Source organism: Bacillus cereus group sp. BfR-BA-01524, assembly GCF_022662595.1.
GTDB classification, from domain to species: domain Bacteria; phylum Bacillota; class Bacilli; order Bacillales; family Bacillaceae_G; genus Bacillus_A; species Bacillus_A thuringiensis_S.
The window spans coordinates 86,148-105,496 of sequence record NZ_JAKUDW010000005.1; the positions used below are offsets into that span (position 1 = coordinate 86,148).

Below are 19,349 nucleotides of genomic sequence, written 5' to 3' on the forward strand. Positions count from 1 at the left end.
TTATGAGATTATCTGATTATAATACACCGCTATCGGGCATGTTAGCGGCTCAAATGGGGTTACAAACAACGAAACAAAACTTGTCTAACATTCATACACCGGGTTATGTTCGTCAAATGGTGAATTACGGATCTGCTGGAGGAAGTAAAGGGTATGCACCAGAACAAAGAATAGGGTATGGTGTACAAACGTTAGGTGTTGATCGTATTACAGATGAAGTGAAGACAAAGCAATATAATGATCAAATGTCACAGTTCTCTTACTATGCATATATGAATTCTACTTTGTCGCGAGTAGAGTCTATGGTAGGAACGACAGGTAAAAATTCATTATCTAGTTTAATGGATGGGTTTTTCAATGCTTTTCGTGAAGTTGCAAAAAATCCGGAGCAATCAAATTACTACGATACATTAATTGCTGAAACGGGGAAGTTCACAAGTCAAGTAAGTCGTCTTGCGAAAAGCTTAGATACAGTGGAAGCACAGACGACAGAAGATATTGAAGCGCATGTTAATGAATTTAATCGACTTGCTGCTAGTTTAGCAGAAGCGAACAAGAAAATTGGACAAGCTGGTACACAAGTACCAAATCAACTATTAGATGAACGTGATCGTATTATGACAGAAATGTCTAAGTATGCAGATATAGAAGTATCGTATGAAGCTACAAATCCTAATATTGCAAGTGTTAGGATGAATGGTGTTTTAACTGTAAATGGTCAAGATACATACCCACTTCAATTACAGAAGGATAAAAAGCCAATGTCTGTACAAATATCTGGAACAGATATCCCATTAAGTGGTGGAACAATTTTATCGGCAATTGATACGAAAGCAAAGATTACAAATTATAAAGATAATCTGAATGAGTTTGTAAATTCGTTAAAAAAACAAGTGAATAATACTATGAAGAAAGAGCTTTTTGTAGGAGAAGATGCGAAGAAGCTTGAATTGAATCCTGATTTTATAAAAGATATTTCAAAAATGAAAATTTCGGCTGAAACTGCCAACAACCTTGCGGCTATTACAGATAAAGGCTATAAGGATGGACTTACATATAAGCAAGCCTTAGATCAATTTTTAGTTGGTGTAGCCTCTGATAAAAGTTCAGTAAATGCATATCAAAATATTCATAAGGATTTATTAGAAGGTATCCAGCAAGAAAAGATGAGCATCGAGGGCGTAAATATGGAAGAAGAAATGGTTAATTTAATGGCCTTCCAGAAGTACTTCGTGGCGAATTCTAAAGCTATAACTACTATGAATGAAGTGTTTGATAGTTTGTTTTCGATTATTAGATAAGGAGTAGTCATTTATAGTTGGTAATTGGAAATATTTAAGGAGGAGATAGAAATGAGAGTATCTACATTTCAAAATGCAAACTGGGCAAAGAATCAGTTGATGGATTTAAATGTGCAACAGCAATACCACCGAAATCAAGTAACCTCAGGGAAGAAAAACCTTCTTATGAGTGAAGATCCACTTGCAGCAAGTAAATCATTTGCGATTCAACATTCATTGGCAAATATGGAGCAAATGCAGAAAGATATAGCAGATTCGAAAAATGTATTAACACAAACTGAAAATACTTTACAAGGTGTTTTGAAATCTTTAACAAGAGCAGACCAATTAACAGTACAAGCATTAAATGGGACAAATAGTGAAAAAGAATTGCAGGCTATTGGTGTAGAGATTGATCAAATTTTAAAACAGGTCGTCTATTTAGCGAATACAAAAGAACAAGGTCGTTATATTTTCGGTGGTGATAGTGCAAAAAATCCGCCATTTACAGAAGATGGTACGTACCAAGGTGGAAAAAATGATGTGAACTGGCAATTAAATGACGGTTATGAATTCAAAGCGTTCCGTAACGGAGAAGCATTATTATCCCCGGTTATAAAAACGTTAAAACAGATGAGTGAAGCGATGAAAAACGGTGACCAAAAAGCATTAAAACCGTTATTGGAAGGAAATAAGCAAAACTTAGATGGCATCATTAACCGTACAACTGAAGTTGGTTCGACAATGAACACAATGGAGACGTTTAAAACAATTTTAAACGAGCAAAATGTAGCACTTCAAGAAAACCGTAAAGAAATTGAGGATGTTGATTTAGCTGTCGCAATTTCTGATTTAGCTTATATAAACGCAACATACGAAGCAACATTAAAAGCTGTTAGTACGATGAGTAAAACGAGTATTTTAGATTACATGTAAATGATAAGGAGTGAAAAATATGGCAGGGACAATATCTAATTATGGTGACAGACAGCAAATATGGAATTTAGGAAATAACATAATAGATACAAAGAAGTTAGTAGATTTAGAGTTACAAGCATTGGAAATGAAAAAATCACCATACACTACACAAAAACAAACGTTAACAAATGAAAACAAAGTTTATGCGAGCATGAAAAAAGAGTTTGCAAATTTTGTGCAAGTATTCAAAGATTTAAACACATTTAAAGGTGATGAAAAGAAAACAACTTTATCCAAAGATGGTTTTATGACAGCGCAGGCGGATGCTGCTGCAATTCCTGGAACATATACAATTACAGTAGAGCGAGTAGCAGAAAGGCATCAAATAACTACAGCTCCACTTACTCCCCCAAAAACTCCTGAAGGTACGGAGCAAAAATTTAGTTTAGATTTAAAACTTGGAGTAGATGATGTATTTCAGATAAATGGAAAAGAAGTTAAAATTTCAAAAGATATGACGTATAAAGACCTTGTCAATAAGATAAATAATGGGAATTATGGTGCATCAGTATATACATTAGGAGATCAACTATTTTTCACATCAACTACTGCAGGAAAAGAGGGAGAGCTGAAATTAACAGATGGTGCCAATGGCTTTTTACAAAATATAGGGCTAGTTACTTCTGCGAAAAATACGGATGGAACGAATGCCATTGCACATCAAGTGACAGGAGCAGTAAATGCAGAATATACAATAAACGGAATTAAAGGAACTAGTAAAACAAATAAGATTGATACAATTCCAGGATTAACTATTAACTTAGAAAAGGTAACTACAGAGCCAATTAAATTAACTATCGAAGATTCAGATATAAAAAATTCGATAGATTTAATCAAAAAAATGAAAGATGAGTATAATAACGCTGTTAAAAGTTTAGATTTATTTTCTGGTGAAAATGGAGTAATGCAAGGGAATAATGTTTCATTTGCTATCAGTAATGCAATGACAAGCATTTTTAAATTTTCACAAGATGATAAGTATTTATTTTCTTTTGGAATTCAAATTGATAAAACAGGAAATATGACTCTTGATGAAGAAAAATTGAAAATAGCTTTTAAAGAGAATCCAGAATCTACAAAACAATTTTTCTTTGGCTTTAATGGTATTGGTCATGATATAGATAAAAAGCTTGAGGGAATCTTTGGAGATGAAGGGATTATCGGAAAACGCTCTAAAAGTATTGAAAAGCAAGTGACTGATTTAGAGAGAAAAATTCAAGATATTGATACAATTAATAAGAAAAAACAAGAATCAATTATTGATAAATATGCAAAGTTGGAAAGCCAGCTAGCATTGCTTGATAGTCAGCTGCAGACAATCAAAGCAATGACAAAAACCAAAAGTGATGATTAATGAAAGTTGAGGAAGTGATTATATGCAAGCATGGCAACGTTATATGCAAAATGATATTATGACGAGTAATCCGATTAAAAATACAATATTTATTTATGAAAGATGTATCGTAGAGTTTCGTAAATTAGAAGAACTTTTAAATACATTTAAACTTCAAGAAGGAGACGACCTTCTTGAAAAGTTAGAACGTATATTTGAAGAGTTGAAGCTTCAATTAAATCCTGATATTTCAAAAGATTTATATGACAGTCTATTTGGTTTATACGATTGGATTAGCATTCAAATTCAAACGATGAAAGTAACGCGTGAAGCAAAAGACATTGATGCGATTGTACAAGTGTTACAAGATTTAATAGACGGTTACCGTGGAGCACTTGAAAATGAACAATGATATTTATCGAACGTTTGTCAGCTGTTTTAATGAAATCGGTGAATTACAAGTGTCAGATGAAGAGTTTGCTGAGAAGAGTGAGATGTTAAATCGTTGGATGATGACACTAGATGAAGAAAGACGTGCACAAGTTGCAGCAGAAGTAAGCCCATTCATTATTAAGGCAGCGCAGCATATTCGAGATAAGCAAAAGATTTTGGAAGAAATGATTATGGAAAATGATGGGCGAATGAAGGCTAATTCATTTTACGGTAAATATTAATAATAACGTCTGGAAACAGATTCCCCTTTTAAAAGGGGGTCTATTCCTTCGTTTACATAAAGAACTCCGCTGATTGAGGTTTCATTTTATGACTGTGATGAAATAATAATTGTAATCTAAATAATAGAAAAATGGACTTTAGTTTGTAGTTTATATATTGAAATGTTCTATAGATTACTATGTGTATACAGTTTTTTGCATTCTTTTTTTATATTTTTGTATTTTTCTAAAGACAACAATGAAAAAATGGAATAAAATATGTAAGGGTACATAATAGTAAATATTTTAATAAATGCATATAAGAAAATAAATAATGAAGTGAAACTTCTATCAGTGGATCATTACGTTAGAAAAGGAAGGGTGTGGAATATGCCAGATTTAGTGAGTGATGTAAGCCATTATATGAATTATTTAGTGACGAAACGAAATACTGTTTCTAGTAATATTGCAAATGCGAATACACCTGGCTATAAAGCACAAGATGTAACATTTGCTGAGCAGATGAATAAAAGTAGTGCGTTATATAAAAATAATGCGGCTGATTTAAAGAGCAATCCAGATTTATATCAAACGAATGAAATGCACTTACCGACAGTAAATACGAAAAATACATATGCAAAGATTCAAACAAAATCAATGCAAACGAATAAAGACGGAAATAGTGTGGATGTAACGACAGAAATGCTAGATTTAATGAAAGCAAATCAGTTATACGGTATTTCAATTAACGCAATTAATACACAATATGCAATTAACCAAGCGGCACGCGGACGTTAAAAGTAGAAGGAGAGACAACGGATGTTTCAGGCAATTAATGCAAGTGGCTCAGGGCTAACGACAGCGAGAAAGTGGATGGAAGTTACTTCTAACAATATTGTAAATGCGAATACGACGGCGGCTCCGGGGGCAGATTTATATGAGCGTCGTAGTGTGGTGCTAGAATCAAACAATAGTTTTGCAAGTATGTTAGATGGGGCTCCTACTAATGGAGTAAAAATAAAAAGTATTGAAGCAGACAAAACGGAAAATTTAGTGTATGATCCGACGCATCCGCACGCAAATGAAGAAGGATATGTACGTTATCCAAATATTGATGTAACTGCTGAAATGACGAATGTAATGGTTGCTCAAAAAATGTATGAAGCGAATACGAGTGTATTAAATGCAAATAAAAAAATGCTTGATAAAGATTTAGAAATCGGCCGAGGATAAGGGGGAAGATAATAATATGAAAATCCAACCAATGTTACATACACAACCATTTGGAGCAATTCAGTCAATTGGTGCACCGAAGACTTCTCAAACATCTGTAGTTGAGGGGAAAAAGTTTATTGATTTATTGGAAGATATGAATCAAACGCAAAACAATGCGCAAACAGCAGTATATGATTTACTAACTAAAGGGGTAGGAGAAACACATGACGTTTTAATTCAGCAAAAGAAAGCTGAATCTCAAATGAAAACGGCTGCTCTCGTACGTGATAATCTTATTGAAAATTATAAGTCACTAATTAATATGCAAATTTAGGAAAGTGGACGGGTGTGTTTAAATGGAAAAGATGAAAAATGTTATCCAATCGTTAAAAACGTGGCATAAGTTAGTAATCGGTGCTGCGCTTTTAGCGATTGTAACAGGAGCACTTTTATACTTCACCTTGCCAGATAAATATGTTGTTGTATATCAAAATTTAAATGATGCAGATAAACAAGAGATTACAGCAGAATTATCGAAGTTAGGTGTCGATTATCAATTAGCGGCCGATGGTTCGATTCGTGTGCAAAAGAATGATGCTCCATGGGTTCGAAAAGAAATGAATGGGATGGGCTTACCGTTTAATTCGAAAAGCGGTGAAGAAATTTTATTAGAAAGCTCGCTCGGTTCAAGTGAGCAAGATAAAAAAATGAAGCAAATTGTCGGTACGAAGAAGCAATTGGAGCAAGATATTGTAAGAAACTTTGCGACAGTTGAAACGGCAAATGTTCAAATTACATTGCCTGAAAAAGAGACAATTTTTGATGAAGAAAAAGCGAAAGGAACAGCGGCGATTACGGTTGGAGTGAAGCGTGGACAATTGTTAACAGCTGATCAAGTTGCAGGTATACAGCAAATGATTAGTGCAGCGGTTCCTGGTGTGAAAGCAGAAGAAGTAAGTGTTATTGATAGTAAAAAAGGTGTTATCTCAAAAGGAGCAGATGAAGCACATTCTAGTAGTTCCTCTTCTTATGAGAAAGAAGTTGAGATGCAGCACCAACTTGAAGGTAAATTAAAGCAAGACATTGATGCAACATTAATGACGATGTTTAAACCGAATGAATATAAAGTGAATACGAAAGTATCTGTAAACTACGATGAAGTTACACGTCAGTCAGAGAAGTATGGTGATAAAGGTGTACTTCGTAGTAAACAAGAGCAAGAGGAAAGCTCTACTGCGCAAGAAGGGGCAGATACGAAGCAAGGTGCTGGTATTACAGCGAACGGTGAAGTGCCAAACTACGGTACGAACAATAATCAAAATGGTAAAGTTGTCTATGATAATAAAAATGGTAACAAAATCGAAAACTATGAAATAGATAAAACAGTTGAAACAATTAAGAAACACCCAGAATTAACGAAAACAAATGTTGTTGTATGGGTAGATAATGATACGCTAGTAAAACGTAGAATTGATATGACAACTTTTAAAGAAGCAATCGGAACAGCGGCAGGACTTCAAGCTGATCCGAACGGTAACTTTATAAATGGTCAAGTTAACGTTGTAACTGTTCAGTTCGATCAGCCGAAAGCCGAAAAAGAGAAAGAGCCAGAAAAAAGTGGTATGAACTGGTGGTTATTCGGTGGAATTACAGCTGGCTTATTAGCGATTGGTGGCCTAGTATGGTTCTTATTAGCAAGACGTAAGAGAAAGAAAGAAGAAGAGGAATATGAAGAATACTTAGCAGAAGAGGAAATTGCTGCAAGTAATGAAAGTATCTTGGAAATTCCTGAAGAAAAAATAGTGCCAGAGCCAAAACCTGAACCAGAAGAACCGAAAGAACCAACGTTAGATGAACAAGTGCAGGATGCTACGAAAGAACATGTAGAAGGAACTGCAAAAGTAATTAAAAAATGGTTAAACGGACAGTAAGGGAGGAACAACGATGTTAGATGAAATCTCCTCCAAAGAAAAAGCTGCCATCCTTATTCGTACATTAGAAGAAGGGGTGGCAGCAAAAGTCATTGAATATATGACAGCTGAGGAAAAAGAAGTATTACTTCGTGAAATCGCAAAGTTTCGTGTATACAAACCAGAAACGTTAGAAAATGTACTAGGAGAGTTCTTATATGAACTAAATGTAAAAGAATTAAACTTAGTCACTCCAGATAAAGAATACATTCGTCGCATATTTAAAAACATGCCAGAAGACGAACTGGAAAAATTATTGGAAGACCTTTGGTATAACAAAGATAATCCGTTTGAGTTCTTAAATTCACTTACAGATTTAGAGCCACTTCTTACAGTGCTTAATGATGAGTCACCACAAACAATTGCAATTATCGCTTCTTATATTAAACCGCAACTTGCGTCTCAATTAATTGAGAGATTGCCAGATCATAAGCGCGTTGAAACGGTAATGGGTATAGCGAAACTAGAACAAGTTGATGGTGAGTTAATTAATCAAATTGGTGAGTTGTTAAAATCGAAATTAAATAATATGGCATTTAGTGCAATTAATAAAACTGATGGCTTGAAAACAATCGTAAATATTTTAAATAATGTTTCACGAGGTGTTGAAAAAACAGTCTTTCAAAAGCTGGATGAAGTCGATTATGAGTTATCTGAGAAAATTAAAGAAAATATGTTTGTCTTTGAAGACTTACTTGGTCTTGAAGATCTTGCGCTTCGCCGTGTATTAGAAGAAATTACAGATAACGGTGTTCTTGCGAAAGCACTTAAAATTGCAAAAGAAGAAATTAAAGAGAAATTATTTACATGTATGTCTTCAAACCGTAAAGAGATGATTCTAGAAGAATTAGATGGCTTAGGACCGCTTAAGATGACGGATGCTGAAAAAGCGCAGCAAACGATCACTGGTACAGTGAAAAAGCTAGAGAAAGAAGGAAGAATTATCGTTCAAAGAGGTGAAGAGGATGTCCTTATTTAAAAACAGAATTCCGAAGAATTCTGTTTCTTTTTCTGAAGAAACGTATGAATTACAATTTCCAAAACCAGCTTCAATTCAAATAGAAGAGGAAGAATTACAAGCTGATCATGCAGAACTTCGCGCCCAGCAAGAATCGTTACATATGGAAATGAATCAGCTAAGGCAAGAGAAGCAAATGCTAGAACGAGAGCGGCAGCAGTTATTACAAGATAAAGAACAATTTCAAATGCATATTCATGAGCAAATGGAACAGATGGAAGCAGCGCGTGTGCAATTTCAAAAAGAACAACAAGAAACAGCGTATGAATGGACAGAGTTATTATGGGATCAATCTTTTCATTTAGCAGAAAAAATCGTGAATCAAGCGGTAGATTCACGATTGCTTGATGTTTTACCTATTTTAACTGGCATCGTGCAAACATTACCAACTTCATTTGAAAAATTAATCATTACAGTACATCCAGAAACGTTTGAACGTATTCAAGAAGAGAAGGAAAATACGAAAGAATATTGGTTACTACAATTAGTAGAATGGAAATATGATTTCTCCCTGCAGTTTGGTGAATTTGTTCTGGAGGAAGAGAAAGAGTTCTTTGAATTTAAATTTGCACCTATATTTGCGAAACTTCGTCAGAAATGGGAAGAAGAGAAGTTATTTGAGGAGCAAAATGTATGAGCCGCCTGTTAATGAATGAGAACGAAAAATGGAATAAGTTCATTGAAACACCGCTGTATACGAAAGTAGGCAAAGTTCATAGTGTACAAGAACAGTTTTTCGTAGCAAAAGGGCCGAAAGCGAAGATTGGTGATGTTTGCTTCGTTGGAGAACATAACGTCTTATGTGAAGTGATTGCCATTGAAAAGGAAAATAATATGCTACTTCCATTTGAACAGACAGAAAAAGTATGTTATGGAGATTCAGTGACATTAGTTTCAGAAGATGTTGTTGTACCACGTGGTAATCACTTGCTCGGAAAAGTGTTAAGTGCAAATGGTGAAGTGTTAAATGAGGAAGCTGAAAACATTCCATTACAGAAAATGAAACTAGATGCACCACCTATACATGCATTTGAACGTGAAGAGATTACCGATGTATTTGAAACAGGAATAAAATCAATTGATTCTATGCTAACAATTGGTATCGGTCAAAAGATTGGTATTTTTGCTGGATCAGGTGTTGGTAAATCAACTTTACTTGGAATGATAGCAAAAAATGCAAAAGCTGATATAAATGTTATTAGTTTAGTAGGAGAACGTGGCCGGGAAGTAAAAGACTTTATTCGAAAAGAGTTAGGCGAGGAAGGTATGCGAAAAAGCGTCGTTGTTGTAGCGACGTCAGATGAAAGTCACCTTATGCAACTTCGTGCAGCGAAACTTGCAACGTCTATTGCTGAATACTTCCGTGATCAAGGCAATAACGTATTACTTATGATGGACTCTGTTACTCGTTTTGCCGATGCACGAAGAAGTGTTGATATTGCTGTTAAAGAGTTACCGATTGGTGGTAAAACACTGTTAATGGAAAGTTATATGAAGAAGTTGTTAGAGCGTTCCGGAAAAACACAAAAGGGATCTATAACAGGTATTTATACGGTGCTTGTTGATGGGGACGATTTAAATGGTCCTGTACCAGATTTAGCACGTGGTATTTTAGATGGACATATCGTATTAAAGCGTGAGCTTGCAACGCTTAGTCATTATCCTGCAATTTCAGTATTAGATTCAGTAAGTAGGATTATGGAAGAAATTGTTTCGCCACATCATTGGCAACTTGCAAATGAAATGAGAAAGATTTTATCAATTTATAAAGAAAATGAATTGTATTTTAAGCTAGGAACGATTCAAGAAAATGAAGAAAATGCTTATATTTTTGAATGTAAAAATAAAGTAGAAGGCATAAATACATTTTTAAAGCAAGGTCGATCGGATAGTTTCCAATTTGATGATATCGTTGAAGCGATACAGCATATAGTATAAGGCCTCTGCATAAGAGGTCTTATTTTTTTGTTTTTTAATATTTCACAGATTTTTTTGGAAAAAAACTATATAATAGAAAAAGAGAACGTTATAATAGAAAGGGGTTATGAAAACAGGTGGATAAACAGCAGTACGACACAATAAAATTGCAAATAAATCAAGAAAAAGAACATATTTTAAAAGAAGTGTATGAATTAACAGCTGAAAAAAGAAAAATAGAACAAAAAAAAGAATATGATTTATATGTTGTGAAATCGCGTAGTAAAGTCGTACAAACTGGGCAACGTATTATGGCTGGTATGCTTTCTTCACATACGTTTTCACCTGAAAGAATAGAAGAATGGAATCGGAAAATTAAAAAAACGGAAGGTTTTATTCAAAAAAATGAAAGTCTTTTAGAGCAAGTAAAAGAAAAAGAACGTGTCATTGATGAGATGTATCAAGAAGATTGCAAAAAGCTTGCGAAAGCACAAGAAAAGCTGGAAGAAAAAATGCTTCTGGATTTGAAAATGTGTATGAATGGATGAGGTGAATGTAGTGATACAGTCTGTATTACCGGTGCAACAAAGTTTACCTCCGCAAAAAGAAAAAGGGCTAGAAGTACAATCGAAAAATGAAGATTCTTCATTTGATCGTACGATGAGAATGGAAAATAAAAAGCAGCCGAAAACGGAGAAAACGAAACGAGAAGAAGCACCAAAAGAAGAGAAAAAAGAATATAACCTTTCTAAACCATCGGTAACGAAAGAAGAACCAATTGTAAAGAAAGAAGAAAAAAAAGAGACAGAACAGTTGTTATTAGCTGTATCTGAGCAAATGGTTGCAATTGAGCAATTACATGTGCAGCCGAAATTGTTATATCAATACATACAAAAAATACAAGAGCTATATAAAGAATATGGCAATATTAAACTTAATGAATTACCTGCAGCTGAATTACAACAATTACAAGAACTTCTTTCAAATATGAATATCAAAAATGCTATATGTTTAGAAGATACAATGCAAATGGTATTAGACAAAATGAAGATGCCAGAGCAAACGATGCAAGCATTGAAGGTTGTAGAAACAGAAACTTGTAATATTGCAAAGAAACAAGAAGAATTTAAAGATGTAGATCTTTCGAAAGCTGAGAGCGATGATGCAAAGGTAGAGTTGCCAGAAGGTGATGCATTAAACGATTCGAGCTCTGCAGGTGCAGAGTTATTAAATAAAACGACGAGTACCGAACAAATAGGGAAATCGAATAGTGGTGCTGAGAAAGTTTCATTACCTGACTTAGGAAAAAAAATGGAAGCACAAGTAGAAGCCTTGCAAAAATTTGTAGTGAAACAAGAACGTGTTTTATTTCAGTTAAATCCAGAAAAACTTGGTACATTAACAGTGTTTATGAAAAAACATGGAGATCAAATTGACGTTCACGTAGAAATGGAAAAACACGATGCGAAAAAACGTGTTGAAATCATTTTTGATGAATTGAAATTAAAGTTAAAAGAAAAAGAAATCAATATTCAAATTAGCTATTCAGATAAAGATGAAAATCGTAAAGAACAGCGAGAACAAGAGCAAAGGCAAAAACAGAAATTAGCAAATACAAATCATGAAAAACAACAATCAACAGAATTTGCGGGATTATTGGAGGAATAACGCGTGCCAACAGTTGGATTAAATACAACGAGTACAAATCATATTCCGTTACAAGCAGGGGCGCAAACAAAAAACGCATCTGTAAATGGTGTGCAATCGCCAGTTCAACAAACAAACGGAGTATCAGCAAGTAATCAAAAAACACCCGGTATTATGGATAAAGATGATTTCCTGAAACTTTTTTTAGCGAGCTTTCAACATCAAGACCCGTTTAATGCGATGGATATGAACCAAATGATGAATCAAACGGCTCAACTATCGCTTATGGAGCAAGTACAAAATATGACGAAAGCAGTAGATAAACTACAATCAACGATGTATACGACAGCTCTTGATGGTGGGATGAAATTTTTAGGAAAGTATGTTAGAGGTATAAACAATAAGGGGGAGCAAGTGACTGGTCAAGTGGAAACAGTTCGACTTGCCGAAAATAACGATGTACAACTTATTGTTGATAATCAAGTTGTCTCACTTCGTTTTGTAGAAAGGGTTTCAGATAAACCGATAGCAGAAACAAATCCAGAAGATGAGAAGAAAGATGATATAGAGAAAAATGAAGAGGTTAAGCAAAATTAATAAAAGGAGTGTATATAGGTTATGATTAAAGCGTTATATACGAGTATTACAGGGATGAATGCGGCACAAAATGCATTAAGTGTTACTTCAAATAATATTGCAAATGCACAAACAGTTGGATATAAAAAGCAAAAAGCTATTTTTGATGATCTGCTATATAATAATACGGTTGGTTCACGTGGGGATGGTGCTTATGCTGGTACGAATCCAAAGAGTATCGGTAACGGTGTAAAGTTTAGTGGGACATCTACAGATTTTAGTGATGGTTCTATTACTTTAACTAGTGATAAGATGGAGACAGCCATAGAGGGAAATGGTTTATTTTTAGTTGGCGATCGTAATAGCGGAAATGTAGAGTATACGAGAAAAGGGTCTTTCGGTGTATCGAAAGATAACTATGTTACAAATACAAGTGGTCAGTATGTGCTAGGGTATGGTGTGAAAACAGGAACTCAAGAAATAGATTTTTCTTCACGACCAAGTCCAATTCATATTCCAATGGGATCAGCTGTTGGTGGGATTCAAACAGATAAAGCAACAATAGGTGGAAACCTTCCTAGAAATCAAAATGCATTATCTCACGAATTCACAGTTTTTGATGAGGAAGGGAACTCGTTAACGTTACGTGTAAATATTAAACAAAAGACTACAAAAGAGACTGTAGATGGTAAAGAAGTTGAAAAGCCTGTGCCAGGTGAATATACGTATACAGTTTCTGTAAGAAATGATTCTAAAAACGAAAAAGAGTTTAAGCCGGTTGAAGGCATGACGGGCGAAAAAAATCTTAAATTTGATACATTAGGAAATCTAAAGGAGACAGATGAAGCTGTACAAAAAAATCCAGTAACTGGTGAAATTACTAAAGGTGGAACGGTTAAAATTCCTTTTGGTAAGGGACTGACACTGGACTTAAGTGGTTTAACAAATTATCCAACAGGGAAAACTATTTCTACAACAGAAGTAACGGGGCGTCCAGCTGCAATTGCAAATGACTATTCAATTTCTGACGGTGGTTTCGTTATGATGAGATATTCGGATGGTAGTATGAAGGTTGTAGGACAACTAGCTGTAGCTACATTCCCTAATTCAGGTGGATTAATGAAAACTGGGAATGGTAATTACATTGCCACACCATCAGCAGGGATTCCAGGGATTGGTGTGGCAGGTGAGAATGGTGCAGGTAATGTAAGAGGTTCAGCAAAAGAAAGTTCAAACGTAGATTTATCTGTAGAATTTGTTGACTTAATGTTATATCAACGTGGATTCCAAGGAAATGCGAAAGTAATTAAAGTGTCAGATGAAGTATTAAATGAAGTTGTAAACTTAATTCGATAATGTATTATAAAGAAAGATCGTAATGTAGTAGAAAGGGTTTTTATTCGTATGACAAGACAAGAACGAATTTTACAATTGCCATTTTTCGAGAATAAACGTGAACTTGCTGAGCAAGTGCTAAAAATGGAACGAGAAGAGCGTGTATATTTACCAGATCAATTTGAAATTAAGCAAGTGCCCCCGTATTCATTTGCTGAAAAGAAAGCGATTATTGGTCGTATTCATGAGTTTTATTTCGTCAGTGTTGGTAATGATGGCGCATGGAAGTATCAACTGTTTAAGGACGAGATGAAGTGCCGTGAGTTTTTTGTTACATTATCAGGCATTACAGATCAGCAAATTGCGTTTTGGTTCAACAATATTGAGTTGCTTAAAGGCGCTTAAAAGTGTTTTTAGTCTTAGGTGGCTCGGAGCTGTAAGAAGAGAACTATAGAAATCTACTGGAATGGTTGAACAATAATCTCTTTATAGCAAGCCAGTACTTTTTTATAGTCTGTGAGTTGTGACAATAGGGCAATGAAATGAGAGTATGCTAGTTTCATTTTATATGTTTGTGATGATAGATTTTTATAAAAGGAGAGGTGAGGAGGATGGCGCAAAATAAGTATCGCGTTACATTCATTTCGCCGAGTGAGGTTGAGCAGCGGACTGTAATGGGGGCGAATAGTTTGCCAGATTTAATTCGTAAAGTAGAAAGTATTATCGCAGATCCAAATGGTTATTTTGTAAATGATAAAAAAAATAATTGCTATTTTAAAGTGATTAAAGAAAATGTTACGTTTATTCAATATGAGTTACTATTTTCGGATAAGGAAATTCATATTGAAAAATTAAAACATATAGCACCGGTAGTATTAAAGCGATTATTCGAAAAAATAAATGACCCGGAATTATATGCACTTGCGCTACTTGATGTTGATATAGCAACGAAAGAATATGTGTTAGCAGAAATGAATTCTGAGCTAAGAATAAGAGTAGAGACGGAGCTTTCGAAAAAATGGGAAGCAATGCCGACAGAAATTGTAGGGGCGCAAGAAGTGTTATTAGAAGCACTTGCTTCTTTTATACAAGATTAATTGTTTTTTAATAAAATGAATCGATCGACTATCTATATTTTTTATATAGGTAGTTGACTTTTTCTCTTTTATAAAGCTTAATAATTAGATATACGGAATTAATGGAAGGGGAGCGACACCTTTATGTCACAAGCACAAAGTATTTTATTAGAAAGCGGAACAAATGAATTAGAGATTGTTACGTACACTGTTGGTGAAAACCTATTTAGTATTAATGTAATGAAAGTACGTGAAATCATTAATCCATTCCCTGTTACAACTGTGCCAGAATCTCATCATGCAGTTGAAGGTGTTGTTCAAGTACGTGGTGAAATTTTACCTGTTATTAACTTGGCAATGGCTCTTAATTTAAAGTCAACAAAGCCACTTGATCAAACGAAATTTATCATCTCAGAATTAAACCAAATGAAAGTTATTTTTCGCGTTGATGAAGTGCATCGTATTCAACGTATTTCGTGGGAACAAATTGATGAACCAGCTTCATTATCTATGGGACTAGAAGAAACGACATCTGGTATTGTAAAACTAGATGGAAAAATCATCTTACTATTAGATTATGAAAAAATTGTATGTGAAATTAGCGGCACTGGTTATGACAATAAATCAATTGCAGGATTAGAACAAAAAACAGATCGAGCTGAAAAAGTAATTTACATTGCAGAAGATTCAGCGATGCTTCGCCAAATATTAGAAGAAACATTATCATCAGCTGGATATACGAAAATGAACTTCTTCAGCAATGGTGCAGAAGCGTTAGCGCAAATTGAAAAATTAGCGAAAGAGCAAGGCGAAAAAATGTTTGAACATATTCACTTGCTAATTACGGATATTGAAATGCCAAAAATGGATGGACATCATTTAACGAAAGTGGTTAAGGATAGTGAAGTAATGAATCGTTTACCAGTCATTATTTTCTCTTCATTAATTACAAATGAATTATTCCATAAAGGTGAAGCTGTAGGAGCAAATGCTCAAGTAAGTAAGCCAGATATTCAAGAGCTAATTGGTTTAGTTGATAAGTTAGTGCTTTAAAAGCTTCTACTTAGCCGGAATAGAAGCTCTAGCCAAGTGTTGAGCGGTCAGTGCTTAATAGAGCCCTATGCGATGTTGAGACGAGACATATGGAGTGGTTATAGGTAAGTAGAAGAGCTGGTGTATAACATTTTTCTATTGAGTAGGAATAGAGGAACTACTTATGTAAGGAAGTTTTCAGTGCTTAATAGAGTCTCATGCGATGTGAGTTCAAAGGTATGAAGTAGTTTTAAGTAAGAAGAAGTGAGACTTCGATTGAGGATTTGAAGACTGGGTTTATAACTCTATTCTGTTAGAGAGAGGAAGGAACTAGCCATATGTAGCATTGGCTAGTTCCTTTTTAGTATTCTATACTTTAAGCTGGCAGAAAAATGAAAGATTTCTGGGGTGTTTGGCGCTGTATGTATGAAAAAATCTTTATTTGAAGATTTTTTATTTAAAAATATAAGCAAACGTATTTTCGATGGTTATTTTAGTAATATTTCGTGGTAACGCAAATTTTTTCGGTGAAAAAACATTCAAAATACCATATAATATAATTAAATGTAATTAATATGCAATTTTACATATTAATAAAAAACATTTTCCAAATTTTTATACTTTCTATACATTTTTGTATGTTTATTATTTGACAGATAATTTCGAACTGTTATAATATGGATATGTAAAAATTTCTATTTTCTTAAAAGACATGGGAGTCAGATGAGAATTGTGAAAGGATGAGGGGGAGTGGCACAGATTATGTATCACCACACAGCAATTAATGTATTAGGTCTTTTACAAAACATGTCAAATAATAAAATGAACGATATGCAACTAGAAGCGGAATTAAAAAAAATAGAAAAAGAATTCCAAGTAAAGTATGAAGAGTTAATTGATTTACATAATAGAATGGTATTATTTCAAATAGATATAGAAAAAAATGGCGGGATGCGAGCATATGAAAAATCAGCAATTACATGGCTGAAGTCTGAACTAGAGCTACTGTATGAAGTGTATCAATTTTGTCAACGTCACGGTTTAAACATTTTAAATATTTCAAAATACGTAAGTAAAAATGAACTAAATCTTTTTCCAAAAACAGAAAGTCAATTGCAAAATACGTATTATAAATTGAAAAAACGTGAAATACCGTTTGAAAATATTGAAAAACAAAAACCAGGACGAAAGCGAAAATATATACCAGTAAAAGAGACAATCGTTGCAAGAAAACAAGAAAACGAGTACGAATTAAAAGAAGAAATTCAGCATAAAGAGGATGAAAAAAATCTTGTAACAGTTATATCTGGTATCGTTGATAACTTTGAAACAATTAATCAATGTAGTGAAAGGAAAGAAGACGAACTACATCAGTTTATGGAAGGTATTTATAAGCTTTCTAGCATGGCAGCAGGGCGTTCTAGAGAAGCGAAGAATACACGTAGTCTAGAAGGTGAATTGCATTCGTTACAACTAGAAAATGAAAGGCTAAAAGGAGAGAAAGAAGAGCTTGTACAAGATATTAAAGGTATGACGCAGCTTTTAATTCATTTCATTACAAGTTCTGATATCGATCAAATTCGTAAATTACCAACTTTCGTACAAGATTGTAAAATGGAATTACATAAACTTGGGCTATATAATGCACAAGACGGAAAAATGAAAATAATGGTTGACCGTAGCGGACAAGTTATGACGGTAACACAGTAATAAAATTTGGGTACAAAATAAAAGGGAGATACATAGTTTATATGTATTTCCCTTTTGTTTTGTATGGAATCGTTCCAAAGATGGAAGATTTATTTTTATGATTGTAGTAGTTTAGAGACCATTTGCGGAATTTGGTTCGCTTGTGAAACCATACTAAGTGCAACTTCAGTCAATAATTTGAACTTTAAAAAATCACTCATCTCCTGCGCCATGTCTGCATCTTCAATTCGAGATGCAGCATCTGTTAACGCCATACTTTGACTATTTAAATTTTCAATATTAAATTGTAAACGATTTATCATAGCACCAAGGTCGGCACGATGAAGTGACACACTTTGTAAAGCATCTTCAATTTTAAGAATCGCTGCTCTTGCTTCTTGTTCTGTTGAAATCTTGATGTCATGTTGGGTAGGGGAATGGGGAATATGTTTCGTCATATGTACCGTATGACCGATATCGTCTAATGTAATAGGACGGTTTTGACCGTCAAATACGGATAAATCATTAAACTCAGTCGTCTCGACAATATAGCCAATTTCTTCTGTTAAAGAATGAAACTCTTTATTCAGCGAATTACGATTTTCATTTGAATTTGTACCGTTTGAGGATTGAACAGCTAAATCACGCATACGCTGCAAAATATTCGTCACAGTTTGAAGGGCAGCTTCTGCCGTGCGAAGCATTGATATCGCATCCTCATTATTACGAATCGCCACGCGCATACCACTTGCTCTCGCATGCATTCGAGTCACAATTGCAATATTAGCGGGATTATCCGAAGCGTTGTTCAACTTCTTACCAGTCGCCAAATGCTGCATTGCAACATTCATACGTTTCTCATTCTCATACAACGACTGCCTAGCATTCATACTTAAAACATTCGTACCAATACGCATAATAGACACTCCTTATAGATTGTTAGAGTCGGTATCTTTTGATCTAATAAACAGTTATGGAAGGATAGAGGGGCTTATGCTTATTTACTGTTTGTGTTTTAACATAAGAGGGAATCAAGATAAGCACTGACCGCTTCTAAGCATCACGGATACTCTCTTCCACATAAAAAAGAAAGTTTTATAAATAATCTATCTATATAGAAAAAATAAACCTCTCTGCAAGCAGAGAGGTTTATTCAGGAAATTAACTCAAATAGCTTATTGTAATAATTTAGAAACCATTTGTGGAGTTTGGTTAGCTTGAGAAAGCATGCTGATGCCAGCTTCGTTTAAAATTTTGAACTTTGTCATGTTAGACATTTCTTTTGCCATATCAGCATCTTCAATTTGAGAAGCAGAAGCTGCCATATTAGTAGCTTGGCTCGTTACGTTGTTTAAGTTATGGTCTAAGCGGTTTAATTGAGAACCGAAAGTTGCTCTAGCGTCAGCAATTTCTTGAATAGCAGTGTCAAGAGCTGTGATTTGAGCTGGTGCAGAAGCTGCATTTAAAGCCTTATCTGCGCCTGTAGCTGTAGGTGTAGCTAAAGTTGCAGTTGTTATAGCTTTTGTATCGATAGCTGTGATTTTCATTGTATCATTTGAAGCGTCAGAAAGCTGAATTGTGATATCTTTCCCACCAGCACCACCTAAAAATGCGTTACCATTGAAATTTG

General features: G+C 34.4%; 22 protein-coding genes. 20 read left to right on the plus strand and 2 right to left on the minus strand.

Features of this window, described 5'->3' with window-relative positions; all coding sequences use genetic code 11:
• Window positions 1–2 precede the first annotated feature (2 nt).
• From flgK to MR170_RS03120, 20 genes are all read left to right on the plus strand, one after another.
• Complete coding sequence (gene flgK, locus MR170_RS03025) at window positions 3–1,301, plus strand: flagellar hook-associated protein FlgK (protein ID WP_242307150.1); 1,299 nt, start codon at window positions 3–5, stop codon at window positions 1,299–1,301.
• A gap of 51 nt (window positions 1,302–1,352) precedes the next feature.
• Window positions 1,353–2,216 (plus strand): flagellar hook-associated protein 3, encoded by an 864-nt coding sequence (locus tag MR170_RS03030; RefSeq protein ID WP_001266411.1) that lies wholly within the window; start codon window positions 1,353–1,355, stop codon window positions 2,214–2,216.
• Between the two features lie 19 nt (window positions 2,217–2,235).
• Window positions 2,236–3,612, plus strand: a complete 1,377-nt coding sequence (locus tag MR170_RS03035; RefSeq protein WP_061883958.1) for a flagellar hook-associated protein 2 — start codon at window positions 2,236–2,238, stop codon at window positions 3,610–3,612.
• Window positions 3,613–3,634: 22 nt separating this feature from the next.
• On the plus strand, window positions 3,635–4,003 hold the full coding sequence (locus tag MR170_RS03040) for a flagellar export chaperone FliS (protein WP_012260665.1): 369 nt from the start codon (window positions 3,635–3,637) through the stop codon (window positions 4,001–4,003).
• Window positions 3,993–4,265, plus strand: coding sequence for a hypothetical protein (locus MR170_RS03045; RefSeq protein ID WP_001058085.1), 273 nt, complete (start codon window positions 3,993–3,995; stop codon window positions 4,263–4,265). Before MR170_RS03040 ends, MR170_RS03045 begins: the two co-directional genes overlap by 11 nt.
• Window positions 4,266–4,583: 318 nt before the next feature.
• Entirely contained in the window at window positions 4,584–5,042 is a 459-nt protein-coding gene (gene flgB / locus MR170_RS03050) for a flagellar basal body rod protein FlgB (RefSeq protein ID WP_370445031.1), read from the plus strand.
• A 21-nt stretch (window positions 5,043–5,063) separates the two neighbouring features.
• Complete coding sequence (gene flgC / locus MR170_RS03055; protein WP_000484680.1) at window positions 5,064–5,477, plus strand: flagellar basal body rod protein FlgC; 414 nt, start codon at window positions 5,064–5,066, stop codon at window positions 5,475–5,477.
• A 16-nt stretch (window positions 5,478–5,493) separates the two neighbouring features.
• Complete coding sequence (gene fliE, locus MR170_RS03060) at window positions 5,494–5,793, plus strand: flagellar hook-basal body complex protein FliE (RefSeq protein ID WP_000701672.1); 300 nt, start codon at window positions 5,494–5,496, stop codon at window positions 5,791–5,793.
• Window positions 5,794–5,815: 22 nt separating this feature from the next.
• Window positions 5,816–7,390 carry a flagellar M-ring protein FliF C-terminal domain-containing protein gene (locus MR170_RS03065; protein ID WP_053514213.1) on the plus strand — a complete coding sequence of 525 codons (1,575 nt, stop codon included), beginning with the start codon at window positions 5,816–5,818 and terminating at the stop codon, window positions 7,388–7,390.
• Window positions 7,391–7,403: 13 nt separating this feature from the next.
• Window positions 7,404–8,408 carry a flagellar motor switch protein FliG gene (gene fliG, locus MR170_RS03070; RefSeq protein WP_000883364.1) on the plus strand — a complete coding sequence of 335 codons (1,005 nt, stop codon included), beginning with the start codon at window positions 7,404–7,406 and terminating at the stop codon, window positions 8,406–8,408.
• Window positions 8,395–9,084 carry a FliH/SctL family protein gene (locus tag MR170_RS03075; RefSeq protein ID WP_098607703.1) on the plus strand — a complete coding sequence of 230 codons (690 nt, stop codon included), beginning with the start codon at window positions 8,395–8,397 and terminating at the stop codon, window positions 9,082–9,084. Before fliG ends, MR170_RS03075 begins: the two co-directional genes overlap by 14 nt.
• Window positions 9,081–10,385 carry a flagellar protein export ATPase FliI gene (gene fliI, locus MR170_RS03080; protein WP_098607704.1) on the plus strand — a complete coding sequence of 435 codons (1,305 nt, stop codon included), beginning with the start codon at window positions 9,081–9,083 and terminating at the stop codon, window positions 10,383–10,385. Before MR170_RS03075 ends, fliI begins: the two co-directional genes overlap by 4 nt.
• 116 nt (window positions 10,386–10,501) lie before the next feature.
• A complete protein-coding gene (locus MR170_RS03085) occupies window positions 10,502–10,912 on the plus strand; it encodes a hypothetical protein (RefSeq protein ID WP_000360855.1) in 411 nt (136 codons plus the stop codon).
• A gap of 10 nt (window positions 10,913–10,922) precedes the next feature.
• Window positions 10,923–12,032, plus strand: coding sequence for a flagellar hook-length control protein FliK (locus tag MR170_RS03090; RefSeq protein ID WP_242307152.1), 1,110 nt, complete (start codon window positions 10,923–10,925; stop codon window positions 12,030–12,032).
• A gap of 3 nt (window positions 12,033–12,035) precedes the next feature.
• Window positions 12,036–12,608 (plus strand): flagellar hook assembly protein FlgD, encoded by a 573-nt coding sequence (locus MR170_RS03095; protein WP_001143477.1) that lies wholly within the window; start codon window positions 12,036–12,038, stop codon window positions 12,606–12,608.
• 21 nt (window positions 12,609–12,629) lie between these two features.
• Entirely contained in the window at window positions 12,630–13,943 is a 1,314-nt protein-coding gene (gene flgE / locus MR170_RS03100) for a flagellar hook protein FlgE (RefSeq protein ID WP_000588310.1), read from the plus strand.
• A gap of 48 nt (window positions 13,944–13,991) precedes the next feature.
• A complete protein-coding gene (locus MR170_RS03105) occupies window positions 13,992–14,327 on the plus strand; it encodes a DUF3964 family protein (RefSeq protein WP_242307154.1) in 336 nt (111 codons plus the stop codon).
• Window positions 14,328–14,533: 206 nt separating this feature from the next.
• Window positions 14,534–15,019 (plus strand): hypothetical protein, encoded by a 486-nt coding sequence (locus tag MR170_RS03110; protein ID WP_061883963.1) that lies wholly within the window; start codon window positions 14,534–14,536, stop codon window positions 15,017–15,019.
• A gap of 123 nt (window positions 15,020–15,142) precedes the next feature.
• Window positions 15,143–16,051, plus strand: coding sequence for a chemotaxis protein (locus MR170_RS03115; RefSeq protein ID WP_000075943.1), 909 nt, complete (start codon window positions 15,143–15,145; stop codon window positions 16,049–16,051).
• A gap of 741 nt (window positions 16,052–16,792) precedes the next feature.
• Window positions 16,793–17,740, plus strand: a complete 948-nt coding sequence (locus MR170_RS03120) for a DNA-binding domain-containing protein (protein ID WP_242307155.1) — start codon at window positions 16,793–16,795, stop codon at window positions 17,738–17,740.
• Between the two features lie 95 nt (window positions 17,741–17,835).
• Here MR170_RS03120 and MR170_RS03125 read toward each other — a convergent pair whose 3' ends face one another.
• Together MR170_RS03125 and MR170_RS03130 are read right to left on the minus strand one after the other, a co-directional pair.
• Window positions 17,836–18,636: a flagellin N-terminal helical domain-containing protein gene (locus tag MR170_RS03125; RefSeq protein WP_071714498.1), complete on the minus strand. Its 801-nt coding sequence runs from the start codon at window positions 18,634–18,636 to the stop codon at window positions 17,836–17,838.
• A gap of 258 nt (window positions 18,637–18,894) precedes the next feature.
• Window positions 18,895–19,349: flagellin (locus tag MR170_RS03130; protein WP_276575545.1), on the minus strand; the 455-nt coding region annotated here is incomplete at its 5' end.

Bases quoted from the DNA above. Each gene is read 5' to 3' on its own strand.
- MR170_RS03030 (WP_001266411.1), top strand. From the start codon at position 1,353: ATGAGAGTATCTACATTTCAAAATGCAAACTGGGCAAAGAATCAGTTG.
- flgE (WP_000588310.1), top strand. From the start codon at position 12,630: ATGATTAAAGCGTTATATACGAGTATTACAGGGATGAATGCGGCACAA.
- MR170_RS03040 (WP_012260665.1), top strand. From the start codon at position 3,635: ATGCAAGCATGGCAACGTTATATGCAAAATGATATTATGACGAGTAAT.
- MR170_RS03035 (WP_061883958.1), top strand. From the start codon at position 2,236: ATGGCAGGGACAATATCTAATTATGGTGACAGACAGCAAATATGGAAT.
- fliG (WP_000883364.1), top strand. From the start codon at position 7,404: ATGTTAGATGAAATCTCCTCCAAAGAAAAAGCTGCCATCCTTATTCGT.
- MR170_RS03045 (WP_001058085.1), top strand. From the start codon at position 3,993: ATGAACAATGATATTTATCGAACGTTTGTCAGCTGTTTTAATGAAATC.
- MR170_RS03065 (WP_053514213.1), top strand. From the start codon at position 5,816: ATGGAAAAGATGAAAAATGTTATCCAATCGTTAAAAACGTGGCATAAG.
- fliI (WP_098607704.1), top strand. From the start codon at position 9,081: ATGAGCCGCCTGTTAATGAATGAGAACGAAAAATGGAATAAGTTCATT.
- MR170_RS03110 (WP_061883963.1), top strand. From the start codon at position 14,534: ATGGCGCAAAATAAGTATCGCGTTACATTCATTTCGCCGAGTGAGGTT.
- MR170_RS03120 (WP_242307155.1), top strand. From the start codon at position 16,793: ATGTATCACCACACAGCAATTAATGTATTAGGTCTTTTACAAAACATG.
- flgK (WP_242307150.1), top strand. From the start codon at position 3: ATGAGATTATCTGATTATAATACACCGCTATCGGGCATGTTAGCGGCT.
- MR170_RS03115 (WP_000075943.1), top strand. From the start codon at position 15,143: ATGTCACAAGCACAAAGTATTTTATTAGAAAGCGGAACAAATGAATTA.
- MR170_RS03125 (WP_071714498.1), bottom strand. From the start codon at position 18,636: ATGCGTATTGGTACGAATGTTTTAAGTATGAATGCTAGGCAGTCGTTG.
- fliE (WP_000701672.1), top strand. From the start codon at position 5,494: ATGAAAATCCAACCAATGTTACATACACAACCATTTGGAGCAATTCAG.
- MR170_RS03105 (WP_242307154.1), top strand. From the start codon at position 13,992: ATGACAAGACAAGAACGAATTTTACAATTGCCATTTTTCGAGAATAAA.
- MR170_RS03075 (WP_098607703.1), top strand. From the start codon at position 8,395: ATGTCCTTATTTAAAAACAGAATTCCGAAGAATTCTGTTTCTTTTTCT.
- flgC (WP_000484680.1), top strand. From the start codon at position 5,064: ATGTTTCAGGCAATTAATGCAAGTGGCTCAGGGCTAACGACAGCGAGA.